The sequence below is a fragment of the Bacillus sp. Brlt_9 genome, assembly GCF_051948935.1.
GTDB lineage: Bacteria > Bacillota > Bacilli > Bacillales > Bacillaceae_G > Bacillus_A.
This window is the reverse complement of sequence record NZ_JAYJLO010000016.1, coordinates 16713-33331: the sequence shown is the minus strand read 5'-3', so window position 1 is coordinate 33331 and position 16619 is coordinate 16713. Positions and strand designations below refer to the sequence as shown.

General features: G+C 40.9%; 23 protein-coding genes. All 23 read left to right on the top strand.

Annotated elements, in window-relative coordinates; translation table 11 throughout:
- The first annotated feature begins 8 nt into the window (after positions 1-8).
- The 23 genes from rpoC (at position 9) to rplF (ending at position 16600) form a co-directional block, all read left to right on the top strand.
- Entirely contained in the window at positions 9-3620 is a 3612-nt protein-coding gene (gene rpoC, locus VF726_RS29750) for a DNA-directed RNA polymerase subunit beta' (protein ID WP_048526366.1), read from the top strand.
- Between the two features lie 113 nt (positions 3621-3733).
- Positions 3734-3982 (top strand): 50S ribosomal protein L7ae-like protein, encoded by a 249-nt coding sequence (locus tag VF726_RS29745; protein WP_016089671.1) that lies wholly within the window; start codon positions 3734-3736, stop codon positions 3980-3982.
- Between the two features lie 114 nt (positions 3983-4096).
- Positions 4097-4519: a 30S ribosomal protein S12 gene (gene rpsL, locus VF726_RS29740; protein ID WP_001142341.1), complete on the top strand. Its 423-nt coding sequence runs from the start codon at positions 4097-4099 to the stop codon at positions 4517-4519.
- Positions 4520-4548: 29 nt separating this feature from the next.
- Positions 4549-5019, top strand: a complete 471-nt coding sequence (rpsG, locus tag VF726_RS29735) for a 30S ribosomal protein S7 (protein ID WP_001137491.1) — start codon at positions 4549-4551, stop codon at positions 5017-5019.
- Positions 5020-5226: 207 nt separating this feature from the next.
- Positions 5227-7305 (top strand): elongation factor G, encoded by a 2079-nt coding sequence (gene fusA / locus VF726_RS29730; protein ID WP_000090370.1) that lies wholly within the window; start codon positions 5227-5229, stop codon positions 7303-7305.
- 117 nt (positions 7306-7422) lie between these two features.
- A complete protein-coding gene (gene tuf / locus VF726_RS29725) occupies positions 7423-8610 on the top strand; it encodes an elongation factor Tu (RefSeq protein ID WP_098759792.1) in 1188 nt (395 codons plus the stop codon).
- 398 nt (positions 8611-9008) lie between these two features.
- On the top strand, positions 9009-9317 hold the full coding sequence (gene rpsJ, locus VF726_RS29720; RefSeq protein WP_001040596.1) for a 30S ribosomal protein S10: 309 nt from the start codon (positions 9009-9011) through the stop codon (positions 9315-9317).
- A 34-nt stretch (positions 9318-9351) separates the two neighbouring features.
- Complete coding sequence (gene rplC / locus VF726_RS29715) at positions 9352-9984, top strand: 50S ribosomal protein L3 (RefSeq protein WP_048526367.1); 633 nt, start codon at positions 9352-9354, stop codon at positions 9982-9984.
- A 25-nt stretch (positions 9985-10009) separates the two neighbouring features.
- On the top strand, positions 10010-10633 hold the full coding sequence (rplD, locus tag VF726_RS29710) for a 50S ribosomal protein L4 (protein WP_001127258.1): 624 nt from the start codon (positions 10010-10012) through the stop codon (positions 10631-10633).
- The gene (gene rplW / locus VF726_RS29705) at positions 10633-10923 is read left to right on the top strand and encodes a 50S ribosomal protein L23 (protein ID WP_001205558.1); all 291 of its coding nucleotides are present in this window, start codon (positions 10633-10635) and stop codon (positions 10921-10923) included. Before rplD ends, rplW begins: the two co-directional genes overlap by 1 nt.
- A 28-nt stretch (positions 10924-10951) precedes the next feature.
- Positions 10952-11782 carry a 50S ribosomal protein L2 gene (rplB, locus tag VF726_RS29700; protein WP_000511583.1) on the top strand — a complete coding sequence of 277 codons (831 nt, stop codon included), beginning with the start codon at positions 10952-10954 and terminating at the stop codon, positions 11780-11782.
- A gap of 60 nt (positions 11783-11842) precedes the next feature.
- Complete coding sequence (rpsS, locus tag VF726_RS29695) at positions 11843-12121, top strand: 30S ribosomal protein S19 (protein WP_000124454.1); 279 nt, start codon at positions 11843-11845, stop codon at positions 12119-12121.
- 17 nt (positions 12122-12138) lie between these two features.
- Entirely contained in the window at positions 12139-12480 is a 342-nt protein-coding gene (gene rplV / locus VF726_RS29690) for a 50S ribosomal protein L22 (RefSeq protein ID WP_001148024.1), read from the top strand.
- Between the two features lie 3 nt (positions 12481-12483).
- A complete protein-coding gene (rpsC, locus tag VF726_RS29685) occupies positions 12484-13143 on the top strand; it encodes a 30S ribosomal protein S3 (protein WP_000529956.1) in 660 nt (219 codons plus the stop codon).
- A gap of 1 nt (position 13144) precedes the next feature.
- A complete protein-coding gene (rplP, locus tag VF726_RS29680) occupies positions 13145-13579 on the top strand; it encodes a 50S ribosomal protein L16 (RefSeq protein ID WP_000928969.1) in 435 nt (144 codons plus the stop codon).
- On the top strand, positions 13569-13769 hold the full coding sequence (rpmC, locus tag VF726_RS29675; protein WP_000855718.1) for a 50S ribosomal protein L29: 201 nt from the start codon (positions 13569-13571) through the stop codon (positions 13767-13769). The genes rplP and rpmC overlap by 11 nt, the downstream gene beginning before the upstream one ends.
- 20 nt (positions 13770-13789) lie before the next feature.
- Positions 13790-14053 carry a 30S ribosomal protein S17 gene (rpsQ, locus tag VF726_RS29670; RefSeq protein ID WP_000004106.1) on the top strand — a complete coding sequence of 88 codons (264 nt, stop codon included), beginning with the start codon at positions 13790-13792 and terminating at the stop codon, positions 14051-14053.
- Positions 14054-14096: 43 nt separating this feature from the next.
- Positions 14097-14465, top strand: a complete 369-nt coding sequence (rplN, locus tag VF726_RS29665; protein ID WP_000615912.1) for a 50S ribosomal protein L14 — start codon at positions 14097-14099, stop codon at positions 14463-14465.
- A gap of 38 nt (positions 14466-14503) precedes the next feature.
- The gene (gene rplX, locus VF726_RS29660) at positions 14504-14815 is read left to right on the top strand and encodes a 50S ribosomal protein L24 (RefSeq protein ID WP_000558200.1); all 312 of its coding nucleotides are present in this window, start codon (positions 14504-14506) and stop codon (positions 14813-14815) included.
- Between the two features lie 26 nt (positions 14816-14841).
- Complete coding sequence (gene rplE / locus VF726_RS29655) at positions 14842-15381, top strand: 50S ribosomal protein L5 (RefSeq protein ID WP_001080829.1); 540 nt, start codon at positions 14842-14844, stop codon at positions 15379-15381.
- Between the two features lie 33 nt (positions 15382-15414).
- On the top strand, positions 15415-15600 hold the full coding sequence (rpsN, locus tag VF726_RS29650) for a 30S ribosomal protein S14 (protein WP_001085700.1): 186 nt from the start codon (positions 15415-15417) through the stop codon (positions 15598-15600).
- A gap of 29 nt (positions 15601-15629) precedes the next feature.
- Positions 15630-16028, top strand: coding sequence for a 30S ribosomal protein S8 (rpsH, locus tag VF726_RS29645; protein ID WP_000245511.1), 399 nt, complete (start codon positions 15630-15632; stop codon positions 16026-16028).
- A 32-nt stretch (positions 16029-16060) separates the two neighbouring features.
- Positions 16061-16600 carry a 50S ribosomal protein L6 gene (gene rplF, locus VF726_RS29640; RefSeq protein ID WP_000086556.1) on the top strand — a complete coding sequence of 180 codons (540 nt, stop codon included), beginning with the start codon at positions 16061-16063 and terminating at the stop codon, positions 16598-16600.
- The last annotated feature ends 19 nt before the right edge of the window (positions 16601-16619 follow it).

The following is a 16619-nucleotide window of genomic DNA, read 5'->3' as shown; positions in this document are numbered from 1 at the left end:
TAGGCCCCTTGATAGATGTAAATAACTTTGAATATATGAAGATTGGACTTGCTTCACCTGACAAGATTCGTTCTTGGTCATACGGTGAAGTTAAGAAACCAGAAACAATTAACTATCGTACGTTAAAGCCTGAAAAAGACGGCTTGTTCTGTGAGCGTATTTTCGGACCACAAAAGGACTGGGAATGTCATTGCGGAAAATACAAACGTGTACGTTATAAAGGTGTAGTTTGTGATCGATGTGGCGTTGAAGTAACGCGTGCAAAAGTACGTCGTGAACGTATGGGTCATATCGAATTAGCTGCTCCTGTATCTCATATTTGGTATTTCAAAGGTATCCCGAGCCGCATGGGACTTGTCTTAGACATGTCCCCTCGCGCGCTTGAAGAAGTAATTTATTTCGCTTCTTATGTTGTAACAGAAAGTGGAGATACACCACTTGATAAGAAGCAATTACTTTCTGAAAAAGAATACCGTGCATATCGAGATCGATATGGTAGCACATTCCAAGCTGCTATGGGTGCAGAAGCGATTAAAAAGCTATTACAAGACATCGATTTAGATAAAGAAGTAGACTTCTTAAAAGAAGAATTAAAAACAGCACAAGGACAACGCCGTACTCGTGCTATTAAACGTCTAGAAGTATTAGAAGCATTCCGTAACTCTGGAAATGAGCCATCTTGGATGATCTTAGATGTTCTACCAGTAATCCCACCAGAACTACGCCCAATGGTACAGTTAGATGGTGGACGTTTTGCTACTTCTGACTTAAACGACTTATACCGTCGTGTAATTAACCGTAACAACCGTTTAAAACGTCTATTGGACTTAGGTGCACCAAGCATCATCGTTCAAAACGAAAAACGTATGTTACAAGAAGCTGTAGACGCATTAATCGATAATGGTCGTCGTGGCCGTCCAGTAACTGGACCGGGTAACCGTCCATTAAAATCACTATCTCACATGCTTAAAGGTAAACAAGGACGTTTCCGTCAAAACTTATTAGGTAAACGTGTTGACTACTCTGGCCGTTCTGTAATCGTTGTAGGACCGAACTTAAAGATGTACCAATGTGGATTACCGAAAGAGATGGCACTTGAACTGTTCAAACCTTTCGTAATGAAAGAGTTAGTTGAAAAAGGATTAGCACACAACATTAAGAGTGCGAAACGTAAAATCGAGCGTGTACAACCTGAAGTTTGGGACGTTTTAGAATCTGTGATTAAAGAACATCCAGTACTTCTAAACCGCGCACCAACACTTCACCGTCTTGGTATTCAGGCGTTTGAACCTACATTAGTAGAAGGTCGCGCAATCCGTCTTCACCCACTTGTATGTACTGCATACAACGCGGACTTTGACGGTGACCAAATGGCCGTTCACGTACCTTTATCATCAGAAGCACAAGCAGAAGCTCGTCTTCTTATGTTAGCGGCACAAAACATCTTGAACCCGAAAGATGGTAAACCAGTTGTTACTCCATCTCAGGATATGGTATTAGGTAACTATTACTTAACACTTGAGCGTGAAGGTGCAATCGGTGAAGGTATGGTCTTCAAAGATGCAAACGAAGCATTACTTGCATACCAAAATGGATATGTACATCTTCATACACGTGTTGCAGTTGCTGCAAGTGCAGTAAACAACGCAACATTTACTGAAGAGCAAAAGAGCATGCTTCTATTAACAACAGTTGGTAAATTAATATTTAACGAAATCTTACCAGAGTCGTTCCCTTATATTAATGAACCAACAAATTCAAACCTTGAAAAAGAAACACCAGCGAAATATTTCGTTGAAAAAGGTGCGAACATTAAAGAAATTATTGCTAGTCGCGAAGAAGTGGCGCCATTCAGCAAGAAAATCCTTGGTAACATCATTGCGGAAGTATTTAAACGTTTCAAAATTACAGAAACGTCTCGCATGCTTGACCGTATGAAAAACTTAGGATTCAAATACTCTACAAAAGCTGGTATTACAGTTGGGGTATCTGACATTCTTGTATTAGGCGAAAAAGATGAAATTCTCCACGAAGCACAAGCAAAAGTAGATAATGTAATTAAACAATTCCGTCGCGGTTTAATCACGGAAGAAGAACGTTACGATCGCGTTATCTCTATTTGGAGTAATGCAAAAGATGTTATCCAAGGAAAACTGATGAAGTCCTTGAATAAACGCAACCCAATCTTCATGATGAGTGATTCCGGTGCCCGTGGTAACGCATCGAACTTTACTCAGCTTGCTGGTATGCGTGGTCTGATGGCCAATCCATCTGGTCGTATCATCGAACTTCCGATCAAATCAAGTTTCCGTGAAGGTTTAACAGTACTTGAGTACTTCATCTCTACGCATGGTGCGCGTAAAGGTCTTGCCGATACAGCACTTAAAACTGCCGATTCTGGTTACTTAACACGTCGTCTTGTTGACGTTGCACAAGATGTAATCGTTCGTGAAGATGACTGTGGAACAGATCGCGGTTTATTAATTGGTGCAATTAAAGAGGGTAATGAAGTTATTGAGTCACTATATGATCGTCTTGTTGGACGTTTTGCAAGAAAAACTGTAAAACATCCTGAAACAGGTGAAGTATTAGTTGCTGAAAATCAATTAATTACTGAAGATATCGCTCATATCGTTGAAAACTCGGGTGTTGAAACTGTAAACATTCGTTCAGCGTTCACGTGTAACACTCGCCATGGTGTATGTAAGAAGTGTTACGGTCGTAACTTAGCAACTGGAACAGACGTAGAAGTAGGGGAAGCGGTAGGTATTATCGCAGCTCAATCTATCGGTGAGCCAGGTACACAGTTAACGATGCGTACGTTCCATACAGGTGGGGTTGCCGGAGATGATATCACTCAAGGTTTACCTCGTATCCAAGAGATCTTCGAAGCTCGTAATCCGAAAGGTCAGGCAGTTATCAGTGAAATCGACGGTGTTATCGCAGCGATCAACGATGTTAAAGATCGCCAAGAAGTAGTTGTACAGGGTGAAGTTGAAGCTCGTACTTATGCTATTCCTTACGGTGCTCGTCTGAAAGTAATTCCAGGACAGCAAATTAGCCACGGTAAAGAGTTAACAGAAGGTTCTATTGATCCGAAAGAATTACTAAAAGTAACGGACATTACGGCAGTTCAAGAATACTTATTACGTGAAGTTCAAAAAGTATACCGTATGCAAGGGGTAGAAATTGGTGACAAGCACGTAGAAGTAATGGTACGCCAAATGTTACGTAAAGTTCGTGTAAGTGATGCAGGTGAAACAGATGTATTACCAGGAACATTACTAGATATCCATCAGTTTACTGATGCGAATGCGAAGGTGTTACTGCAAGGTAAACAACCAGCAACAGCTAGACCTGTTCTACTTGGTATTACAAAAGCTTCACTTGAAACAGATTCATTCTTATCTGCAGCATCGTTCCAAGAAACAACTCGTGTCTTAACTGATGCAGCAATTAAGGGTAAACGCGATGAGCTTCTAGGATTGAAAGAAAATGTTATTATCGGTAAACTTGTTCCTGCTGGAACAGGTATGAATCGTTATCGCAAAGTGGATCTTGTAAAAACAACACAAGATGACATGAATGTAGAAAACGATGAAGTTTACGTGGAACAGTAAAATTTTCCGTCGTAAATTTTGTATAAAAACAGTTAATCCTAGTTGACATTGTATGAGTCAAAATGTTACTATAAGCAAGGTTGCTCCTGAACGATGCTTTGGAGGATATTTATATGTCTTATCAAAAAGTGTCAAATGCTGAAAATGTAGTCGTTGGTCATAAACGCACATTGGAAGCAATCAAAAACGGTATAGTTAAAGAAGTTGTTATTGCGGAAGATGCTGATATGCGGTTAACCCATGTTATCATTCGTACTGCATTACAACATAACATACCCATAACCAAAGTTGAATCAGTTCGTAAACTTGGAAAAGTTTCGGGGATTCAAGTGGGAGCTTCAGCAATAGGAATAATAAGTTAAAACTGTTTTTGTGAGGAGAGAGCATTTGCTCTCCCTTGCAAAAACTTTGTTTTCAACTAATAATGAACCACCTGGATATGTGGTCATACAAACATGCGAAGGGAGGATAATCAAATGCCTACTATTAACCAATTAGTGAGAAATGGTCGTACTGATAAAGTATGGAAATCTAAATCACCTGCGTTAAACAAAGGGTTCAACTCTTTAAAGAAAAAATCAACTGATATCTCTGCACCTCAAAAACGTGGTGTATGTACTCGTGTTGGTACAATGACTCCAAAGAAACCTAACTCAGCGTTACGTAAATACGCTCGTGTACGTTTAACAAACGGTATCGAGGTTACAGCTTACATCCCAGGTATCGGTCATAACCTACAAGAGCATAGCGTAGTATTAATTCGCGGTGGTCGTGTAAAGGATTTACCGGGGGTACGTTACCACATCGTTCGTGGTGCGCTTGACACAGCTGGTGTTGACAAACGTATGCAAGGACGTTCTAAATATGGTACTAAGAGACCAAAACCTGCTAAAAAATAATAACTTTAAAATGAAAGGAGGAACTCAATATGCCTCGTAAAGGACCTGTTGCGAAACGTGACGTGTTACCAGATCCAATGTACAATTCGAAGCTAGTAACACGCCTTATCAACAAAATGATGGTTGACGGTAAAAAAGGTAAATCTCAAACAATTCTTTATAATGCGTTCGATATCGTAAACGAACGTACTGGTAAAGAGCCAATGGAAGTATTCGAGCAAGCTCTTAAGAACATCATGCCTGTTCTTGAAGTACGCGCTCGTCGTGTTGGTGGTGCTAACTACCAAGTTCCAGTTGAGGTTCGTCCAGAACGCCGTACAACTTTAGGTCTTCGTTGGTTAGTAAACTACGCTCGTCTTCGTGGTGAAAAAACTATGGAAGAGCGTCTTGCTAACGAAATCTTAGATGCAGCTAACAACGCTGGTGCATCTGTTAAGAAACGTGAAGACACTCATAAAATGGCAGAAGCTAACAAAGCATTTGCTCATTACCGTTGGTAGGATTCAACGTAAAATAAATGTAAGCATAAACCGCTTTATTTGTCGCTTATGGAAGTGTGGAGAGGGAGAATGCCTCTCCCTTTCGTTGGGCGCTCGTTTTACATAATGAGAGTACTGGACATACTGACATGTGTAACAATATAAAGTGGCTTTTTTGCTACTTAAAATAAAAAATCCAATCCATATATGGAAGGAGCAAGACACCAAATGGCAAGAGAGTTCTCTTTAGAAAACACTCGTAATATTGGTATCATGGCTCACATCGATGCTGGTAAAACAACAGCTACTGAGCGTATTCTGTACTACACAGGACGTATTCACAAAATCGGTGAAACTCACGAAGGTGCATCTCAGATGGACTGGATGGAGCAAGAGCAAGAGCGTGGTATCACAATTACTTCTGCTGCAACTACAGCACAATGGAAAGGTCACCGTGTAAACATCATTGACACTCCAGGTCACGTAGACTTCACAGTAGAAGTAGAACGTTCTTTACGCGTACTTGATGGCGCGGTAGCAGTACTTGATGCACAATCTGGTGTAGAACCACAAACAGAAACTGTTTGGCGTCAGGCTACTACTTACGGCGTACCTCGTATCGTATTCGTTAACAAAATGGATAAAATCGGTGCAGATTTCTTATACTCTGTAGGAACAATCCATGATCGTTTACAAGCAAACGCACACCCAATTCAGTTACCAATCGGTGCTGAAGATGAGTTCAATGGTATCATTGACCTTGTTGAAGAATGTGCTTACATGTACGGTAACGATTTAGGAACAGACATTCAACGTGTTGAAATTCCTGAAGAGCACAAAGAACTAGCTGAAGAATACCGTGGAAAGCTTATTGAAGCGGTAGCTGAGCTTGATGAAGAAATGATGATGAAGTACCTAGAAGGTGAAGAAATCACTGTAGAAGAGCTTAAAGCTGGTATCCGTAAGGCTACAACTTCTGTAGAATTCTTCCCAGTAATCTGTGGTTCTGCATTCAAAAATAAAGGTGTTCAAATTCTGTTAGACGCAGTTATCGACTACCTACCATCTCCATTAGATGTACCAGCTATTAAAGGTACTCTTCCGGATACAGATGAAGAAGTAGAACGTAAGTCTAGCGATGAAGAACCATTCGCAGCTTTAGCATTCAAAATCATGACTGACCCTTATGTTGGTAAGTTAACGTTCTTCCGTGTGTACTCTGGTGTGTTAAACTCTGGATCATACGTGAAAAACTCAACTAAAGGTAAGCGTGAGCGTGTAGGTCGTATCCTACAAATGCACGCTAACAGCCGTGAAGAGATTTCAACAGTTTACGCTGGTGATATCGCTGCTGCTGTAGGTTTAAAAGATACTACTACTGGTGATACTCTTTGTGACGAGAAGAGCCTTGTTATCCTTGAGTCTATGGAATTCCCAGAGCCAGTTATCTCTGTAGCTATCGAACCAAAATCAAAAGCTGACCAAGATAAAATGGGTACAGCATTATCTAAGCTTTCTGAAGAAGATCCAACATTCCGTGCTCACACTGACCAAGAAACTGGCCAAACAATCATCGCTGGTATGGGTGAACTTCACCTTGATATCATCGTTGACCGTATGCGCCGTGAATTCAAAGTTGAAGCAAACGTTGGTGCTCCTCAGGTAGCATACCGTGAAACTTTCCGCGCTGCTGCGAAAGTTGAAGGTAAGTTCGCTCGTCAATCTGGTGGACGTGGACAATTCGGTCACGTTTGGATTGAGTTTGAACCTAACGAAGAAGGTAAAGGATTCGAATTCGAAAACAAGATCGTCGGTGGTGTAGTTCCTCGTGAATACATCCCAGCTGTTGGAGCAGGTCTTGAAGATGCACTTAAAAATGGTGTACTAGCTGGTTATCCACTAGTTGACATTAAAGCTGCATTAGTTGACGGATCTTACCATGATGTCGATTCATCTGAGATGGCGTTCAAAATCGCTGCATCTATGGCACTTAAAGCTGCGGTTTCTAAATGTAGCCCAGTAATTCTTGAGCCAATGATGAAAGTTGAAGTTGTAATTCCTGAAGAGTACATGGGTGACATTATGGGTGACGTAACATCTCGTCGTGGACGTGTAGAAGGTATGGAAGCTCGCGGTAACGCTCAAGTTGTTCGCGCTATGGTTCCACTTTCTGAAATGTTCGGTTATGCAACGTCATTACGTTCTAACACTCAAGGACGCGGAACATTCTCTATGGTGTTTGACCACTATGAAGAAGTACCAAAGTCTGTTTCTGAAGAAATTATCAAAAAAAATAAAGGTGAATAATTGATTTTTATCGATTCTTCACGTATAACTACTTATGTAAGCTTAGAAAGTGGGGCGCAAGTTTCACTTTCTAGCCTAAATATAAAATAACCTATATAAACTAAGGAGGAATTTAGAATGGCTAAAGCTAAATTCGAACGTTCTAAACCCCATGTTAACATCGGTACAATCGGCCACGTTGACCATGGTAAAACTACATTAACTGCTGCGATCACTACAGTTCTTGCAAAAGCTGGTGGTGCTGAAGCACGCGGATACGATCAAATCGATGCTGCTCCAGAAGAAAGAGAGCGCGGTATCACAATCTCAACTGCACACGTTGAGTACGAAACTGAAACTCGTCACTATGCACACGTTGACTGCCCAGGTCACGCTGACTATGTTAAAAACATGATCACTGGTGCTGCTCAAATGGACGGCGGTATCTTAGTAGTATCTGCTGCTGATGGCCCAATGCCTCAAACACGTGAGCACATCCTTCTTTCTCGTCAAGTAGGTGTTCCTTACATCGTTGTATTCTTAAACAAATGCGACATGGTAGACGACGAAGAATTATTAGAATTAGTAGAAATGGAAGTTCGCGACCTATTATCTGAATACGGATTCCCAGGCGACGACATTCCTGTAATCAAAGGTTCTGCTCTTAAAGCTCTTCAAGGAGAAGCTGATTGGGAAGCAAAAATCATTGAATTAATGGCTGAAGTTGATGCTTACATCCCAACTCCAGAACGTGAAACTGACAAACCATTCTTAATGCCTGTAGAGGATGTATTCTCTATCACAGGTCGTGGTACAGTTGCTACTGGTCGTGTTGAGCGCGGTATCGTTAAAGTTGGTGACGTAGTAGAAATCATCGGTCTTGCTGAAGAAAATGCTTCTACAACTGTTACTGGTGTAGAGATGTTCCGTAAACTTCTTGACCAAGCTCAAGCTGGAGACAACATCGGTGCTTTACTTCGTGGGGTTGCTCGTGAAGACATCCAACGTGGACAAGTACTTGCAAAAACTGGCTCTGTAAAAGCTCACGCTAAATTCAAAGCTGAAGTTTTCGTACTATCTAAAGAAGAAGGTGGACGTCACACTCCATTCTTCGCTAACTACCGTCCTCAGTTCTACTTCCGTACAACTGACGTAACTGGTATCATCCAATTACCAGAAGGTACTGAAATGGTAATGCCTGGTGACAACATCGAAATGACTATCGAACTTATCGCTCCAATCGCTATCGAAGAGGGAACTAAATTCTCTATTCGTGAAGGTGGACGTACAGTAGGTTACGGTGTAGTTGCTACTATCGTTGAGTAATCTTAACTGATATAAAAAACCCAAGGGATTTTCCCTTGGGTTTTTTGTTTGTGTTTGTATAATGAATGAAATGATGTTTTTATGTTTTGACGAGTTTCTTCTATAGTAATATAAAATCAATAAAACAAAACCCAGAAACTGTAAAATGAATTCTATGAGATGAAAACTTGAAATTCTTTAAAGCGCCATGTATAATAGCAAAAGTAGAGAAAAGCAGATGCAAACAAAAAGATGCTTGCATCTAGACGAATAACATTGTATAATAGACAATGTTGGTCTTTGACTGCGATGAAGTGGAAGGTTGCTGACACACCCGGCCGCTTTGCCATGGCATGGTGTGGGGAAATTTCCATGGAGAAGGTCTATTTTAGAAATAGGCGAACGAAGGAGGGAAAATAATGGCAAAAGAAAAAATTCGTATCCGTTTAAAAGCTTACGATCACCGTATTCTTGATCAGTCAGCTGAGAAAATTGTAGAAACAGCTAAGCGTTCTGGGGCAACAGTTTCTGGTCCGATCCCATTACCAACTGAGAAAACTGTTTACACAATTCTTCGTGCTGTTCATAAGTACAAAGATTCTCGTGAGCAATTCGAAATGCGCACGCACAAACGTCTAATCGACATCGTGAGTCCTACTCCACAAACAGTAGATTCATTAATGCGTTTAGACTTACCATCTGGTGTAGATATCGAAATCAAACTATAATTTATATAACTTAAAAATGTAGGAGGTGTAACTCATGACCAAAGGAATCTTAGGAAGAAAGATCGGTATGACTCAAGTATTTGCTGAGAACGGTGAGTTAATCCCAGTAACAGTTATCGCTGCTAATCCAAACGTTGTTCTTCAAAAGAAAACAACTGAAACTGATGGCTACAATGCAATCCAGTTAGGATTTGAAGATAAACGTGAAAAGTTAACTAACAAACCTGAACAAGGCCACACTGCTAAAGCATCTACAACTCCTAAGCGCTTCATTCGCGAAATCCGCGATGCAGACGTGGACGGATTAGAGGTTGGTCAAGAGCTAAAAGTTGACGTATTCGCTGCAGGTGAAATCGTTGATGTAACAGGAATTTCTAAAGGTAAAGGTTTCCAAGGTGTTATCAAACGCCACGGACAATCTCGCGGACCTATGTCTCATGGTTCTCGTTATCACCGTCGTCCAGGTTCAATGGGCCCAGTTGCTCCGAACCGTGTATTCAAAGGCAAAAAACTTGCTGGACGTATGGGTGGAGACCAAGTTACTATCCAAAACTTAGAAATCGTTCAAGTTGACACTGAGCGCAACTTATTATTAGTAAAAGGTAACGTTCCAGGTGCTAAGAAATCTCTTGTAGTTGTTCAAGGCGCTGTGAAGGTTAGCAAATAATTCACAATAGGAAGGAGGAATTCCAATGCCAAAAGTTACTGTATATAACCAAACTGGTTCACAGGTTGGTGAAATCGAATTAGCTGAAGCTATTTTCGGTATCGAACCAAACGAAGCTGTACTTTTCGAAGCTGTAATGATGCAACGTGCATCTTTACGTCAAGGTACACACAAAGTAAAAACTCGCTCTGAAGTTCGCGGTGGTGGTCGTAAACCATGGCGTCAAAAAGGAACTGGACGTGCTCGTCAAGGGTCTATCCGCTCTCCTCAATGGCGTGGTGGTGGTACGGTATTCGGACCTACACCAAGAAGCTATGCGTACAAACTTCCTAAGAAAGTTCGTCGTTTAGCAATCAAATCTGCATTAGCTACTAAAGTAGTTGAGAACAACATTGTAGTTCTTGAAGACCTAGTGTTAAATGCACCAAAAACAAAAGACATGCTAGCAGTACTTAAAGGATTAACTGTTGAGAAGAAAGCTCTTATCGTAACTGCTGATGCAAACGAATCTGTAGAGTTATCTGCTCGCAATATCCCTGGAGTAACAGTAATCACTGCTGATGGCGTAAACGTTTTAGACGTGCTTCATCATGATAAGCTAATCATGACAAAAGCGGCAGTGGAAAAAGTAGAGGAGGTGCTTGCATAATGAGAGATCCTCGTGATATCATTAAGCGCCCAGTTATCACTGAACGTTCTATGGAAATGATGGCTGAAAAAAAATACACGTTCGATGTGGACGTTAAATCTAATAAAACAGAAGTTAAAGATGCTCTTGAAGCGATCTTTGGTGTTAAAGTAGAAAAAGTGAACATCATGAACTACAAGCCGAAAGCAAAACGCGTTGGTCGTCACGCTGGTTTTACTAGCCGTCGTCGTAAAGCAATCGTTAAGCTAACTGCTGACAGCAAAGAAATCGAAATCTTCCAAGGCGTTTAATTCTTACTAAAGAAGGAGGGAAATTGAGATGGGAATCAAAAAGTATAATCCAACTACTAACGGTCGTCGTAATATGACTACGAACGATTTCGCTGAAATCACGACTGATAGACCCGAAAAGTCATTACTTGCTCCTTTAAGCAAGAAGGCTGGTCGTAATAACCAAGGTAAAATTACTGTACGTCATCAAGGTGGCGGACATAAGCGTCAATACCGTATCATCGACTTTAAGCGTAACAAAGATGGAATTCCAGGACGCGTTGCTACGATCGAATACGATCCAAACCGCTCTGCGAATATCGCATTAATTAACTACGTTGACGGTGAAAAACGTTACATTCTTGCTCCTAAATCTTTAGAAGTAGGTATGGAAGTTATGTCTGGCCCAGAAGCTGACATCAAAATCGGTAACGCATTACCATTAATCAACATTCCAGTAGGTACTGTTGTTCATAACATTGAGCTTAAGCCTGGTCGTGGCGGACAATTAGTTCGTTCTGCTGGTACATCTGCTCAAGTACTTGGTAAAGAAGGTAAATACGTACTTGTACGTTTAACTTCTGGTGAAGTACGTCTTGTATTATCTGCTTGTCGCGCTTCAATCGGTCAAGTAGGTAACGAACAACACGAACTTATCAAAATCGGTAAAGCAGGTCGCTCTCGCTGGTTAGGTAAACGCCCAACAGTTCGTGGTTCTGTAATGAACCCGGTTGATCACCCACACGGTGGTGGTGAAGGACGTTCTCCAATCGGACGTAAGTCTCCAATGTCTCCATGGGGTAAACCAACTCTTGGATTCAAGACTCGTAAGAAAAACAAAGCGTCTGACAAATTCATCGTTCGTCGTCGCAAAAAATAATGGGATTGTAGTACGGTTCATTTCTAGAACCGTACGCCAATCACGAAGGGAGGCACCAAAATGGCTCGTAGCTTAAAAAAAGGACCATTTGTCGATGATCACTTAATGAGCAAAATGGAAAAATTAGTTGCATCTGAGCAAAAACAAGTTGTTAAAACTTGGTCTCGCCGTTCAACAATCTTCCCTCAGTTCATCGGACACACAATCGCTGTATATGATGGTCGTAAACACGTACCTGTGTACATCACTGAGGATATGGTTGGCCATAAGTTAGGTGAATTCGCACCAACTCGTACGTATAAAGGTCACCTTGCTGACGATAAGAAAACTAGAAGATAATGAGAGGAGGCACTTCAATGCAAGCTAAAGCAGTAGCGAGAACAGTTCGTATTGCTCCTCGTAAAGTTCGTTTAGTAGTAGACTTAATCCGAGGTAAGCAAGTGGGTGAAGCGATTGCTATCCTTAACCACACACCAAAAACTGCTTCTCCAGTTGTAGAGAAAGTTTTAAAATCTGCAATCGCAAATGCAGAGCACAATTATGAAATGGATATTAACAACCTAGTTGTTGAGAAAGTTTTCGTTGACGAAGGTCCAACGTTAAAACGTTTCCGTCCACGTGCAATGGGTCGTGCAAGCCAAATTAACAAACGCACAAGCCACATCACAGTTGTGGTATCAGAAAAGAAGGAGGGATAATCGATGGGTCAAAAGGTTAATCCAATTGGTCTTCGTGTCGGCGTTATCCGTGACTGGGAATCTCGTTGGTTCGCAGAGAAAGATTATGCTACATTATTACATGAAGACATCAAAATCCGTGAGTACATTAATGTACGCTTAAAAGATTCTGCTGTTGCTAAAGTAGAAATCGAACGTGCAGCAAATCGTGTAAATGTTACAATTCACACTGCAAAACCTGGTATGGTAATTGGTAAAGGTGGTACTGAAGTTGAAGCACTTCGTAAAGCTCTTAACCAATTAACAGGCAAGCGTGTACACATCAACATTTTAGAAGTTAAGAGAGCTGATCTTAACGCTAAATTAGTAGGCGAAAACATCGCTCGTCAATTAGAAAACCGTGTATCATTCCGTCGTGCACAAAAGCAAGTTATTCAACGTGCTATGCGTGCAGGTGCTAAAGGTATTAAAACACAGGTTTCTGGTCGTCTTGGCGGAGCTGATATCGCTCGTGCAGAATCTTACAGTGAAGGAACTGTTCCACTTCATACACTTCGCGCTGATATTGACTATGCAGCAGTTGAAGCTGATACAACATACGGTAAATTAGGCGTAAAAGTATGGATCTACCGTGGAGAAGTCCTTCCTACAAAAAAGAAAGCTTCTGAGGAAGGAGGAAAATAATATGTTAATGCCAAAACGCGTAAAATATCGTAGAGAGCATCGTGGTAAAATGCGTGGTCGTGCAAAAGGTGGAACTGAAATTGCTTTCGGTGAATTCGGTTTACAAGCACAAGCTGCTTCATGGATTACAAACCGTCAAATCGAAGCTGCTCGTCGTGCAATGACTCGTTACATGAAACGTGGCGGTAAAGTATGGATTAAAATTTTCCCTTCTAAGCCTTACACTGCAAAACCTCTAGAAGTACGTATGGGTTCCGGTAAAGGGGCACCAGAAGGCTGGGTAGCAGTAGTAAAACCTGGGAAAATTATGTTCGAAATCGCGGGTGTATCTGAAGAGGTAGCACGCGAAGCATTACGTCTTGCAGCTCACAAGTTACCTGTGAAATGTAAATTCGTAAAACGTGAAGAAAATGGTGGTGAATCTAATGAAAACTAATGATATTCGTGAATTAACCACTGCCGAAATCGAAACAAAAGTTAAAGCTTTAAAGGAAGAGTTGTTTAATCTTCGCTTCCAACTTGCTACAGGACAATTAGAGAATCCAACTCGCATTCGTGAAGTGCGTAAAGCAATTGCTCGTATGAAAACTGTAGTTCGTGAAAGAGAGATCGGAATTAATCGATAAATTGAGGGGAGGTTTGCATAGTGAGCGAACGTAACCAACGCAAAGTTTATACTGGTCGTGTTGTGTCTGATAAAATGGACAAAACGATTACAGTTTTAGTTGAAACTTACAAAACTCATTCCTTGTACGGAAAACGTGTTAAGTATTCTAAGAAGTACAAAGCCCATGATGAGCAAAACCAAGCGAAACTTGGCGATATCGTTAAAATCATGGAAACTCGCCCGCTTTCTGCTACTAAGCGTTTCCGTTTAGTTGAAATCGTTGAAGAAGCGGTTATTATCTAAATAGACGAATCGGAATTTTTAGTCCGAAGGGAGGTTTCATAACATGATCCAACAAGAATCTCGTTTGAAAGTTGCTGACAACTCTGGTGCACGTGAACTTTTAACAATTAAAGTATTAGGCGGCTCTGGTCGTAAATATGCTAACATTGGTGATATTATCGTTGCTACGGTAAAACAAGCAACACCAGGTGGCGTTGTTAAAAAAGGTGACGTTGTTAAAGCAGTAGTAGTACGTACGAAGAGCGGAGCTCGTCGTCCGGACGGTTCTTACATCAAATTTGATGAAAACGCAGCGGTTATCATTAAAGACGATAAGAGCCCACGTGGTACTCGTATCTTCGGACCAGTAGCTCGTGAATTACGTGATAGCAACTTCATGAAGATCGTTTCTTTAGCTCCAGAAGTTCTATAATTTAAGGTATTGCCTTGCTAAGGAGGTGCAGAATTAAGATGCATGTAAAAAAAGGTGATAAAGTACAGGTAATCACTGGTAAAGACAAAGGAAAACAAGGCGTTATCCTTGTGGCTTTCCCAAAGCAAAACCGTGTTATCGTTGAGGGTGTCAATATCGTTAAGAAGCACTCTAAGCCATCTCAATTAAATCCACAAGGTGGAATTATTACTAAAGAAGCACCTATTCACGTTTCTAACGTTATGATTTTAGATCCGAAAACAGGTGAACCTACTCGTGTAGGCTTCAAAGTAGAAGATGGTAAAAAAGTTCGTATTGCAAAAAAATCTGGTGAATTATTAGATAAATAATTTTCTTAAGAAAGGAGGTCACTTCATTGAATCGCCTTAAAGAGAAGTTCCAAAAGGAAATTACTCCTGCTCTAGTGAGCAAGTTTAACTATAAATCTGTGATGGAAGTACCGAAAATCGAAAAGATCGTAATCAACACTGGTGTTGGTGACGCGGTATCTAACTCAAAAGCTTTAGACAATGCAGTAGAAGAATTAACACAAATCGCAGGTCAAAAACCTGTTGTAACTCGTGCTAAAAAATCAATCGCTGGTTTCCGTCTTCGTGAAGGTATGCCAATCGGTGCGAAAGTAACTTTACGCGGCGAGCAAATGTATGAGTTCTTCGACAAATTAGTATCAGTTTCTTTACCACGTGTACGTGATTTCCGTGGTGTTTCTAAGAAATCATTCGATGGTCGTGGAAACTATACATTAGGTGTTAAAGAGCAACTTATTTTCCCTGAGATTGATTATGATAAAGTAAGCAAAGTCCGCGGTATGGACATCGTAATCGTTACTACAGCGAAAACTGATGAAGAAGCTCGTGAACTGTTAACACAATTCGGTATGCCATTCCAAAAATAATGGAAGCCAACGCTAAGTAGAGGAGGCGAAAACGTGGCTAAAAAATCTATGATAGCGAAACAAAAGCGTACTCCTAAGTTTAAAGTACAAGAGTATACACGTTGCGAACGCTGCGGTCGTCCGCATTCTGTATACCGCAAATTTAAACTTTGCCGTATTTGTTTCCGTGAACTTGCATATAAAGGTCAAATTCCTGGTGTTAAAAAAGCTAGTTGGTAAAACCCACAAATGGGAAGGAGGTAAAACACATGGTGATGACAGATCCAATTGCAGACATGCTTACTCGCATCCGTAATGCGAACATGGTACGTCATGAGAAATTAGAGGTTCCTGCTTCTAAAATCAAAAAAGAGATCGCTGAACTTTTAAAACGTGAAGGTTTCATTCGTGATGTAGAATACATCGAGGATAACAAACAAGGTATCCTTCGTATTTTCCTGAAATATGGTGCAAACAATGAACGTGTAATCACTGGATTAAAACGTATCAGTAAACCTGGCTTACGCGTTTACGCTAAAGCTGATGAAGTACCACGTGTACTTAACGGATTAGGTATCGCTCTTGTTTCTACATCTAAGGGAGTAATGACAGACAAAGACGCTCGTCAATTACAAACTGGTGGAGAAGTAGTAGCATACGTTTGGTAATATATATTTAAAACGAACGGAGGTGTGACCACATGTCTCGTATTGGTAAAAAGATTCTTGAAATCCCTGCAGGTGTTACTATTACAGTTGCAGAAGACAATACTGTAACAGTAAAAGGCCCTAAAGGTGAATTAACTCGTACTTTCAATGCTGATATGCTTATCAAAATTGAAGAGAATACATTAACAGTTGAGCGTCCATCTGAACAGAAGGAACACCGTGCATTACACGGTACAACTCGTGCTTTAATCGGAAACATGGTTGAAGGTGTAACTGCAGGTTTCGCACGCGGACTTGAATTAGTCGGTGTTGGTTACCGTGCTCAAAAACAAGGTGATAAACTTGTATTAAGCGTAGGTTATTCTCATCCAGTAGAAATGACTCCGGAAGCAGGTCTTGAAGTTGAAGTACCTGCACCAACTAAAATCGTAATCAAAGGTATCGACAAGCAACGTGTTGGCGAATTTGCTGCTAACATCCGTGCTGTACGTGCTCCTGAGCCTTACAAAGGTAAAGGTATTCGTTACGAAGGCGAAGTTGTTCGTCGTAAAGAAGGTAAAACTGCTAAGTAAACCCGTTAGGTGAGAGAAA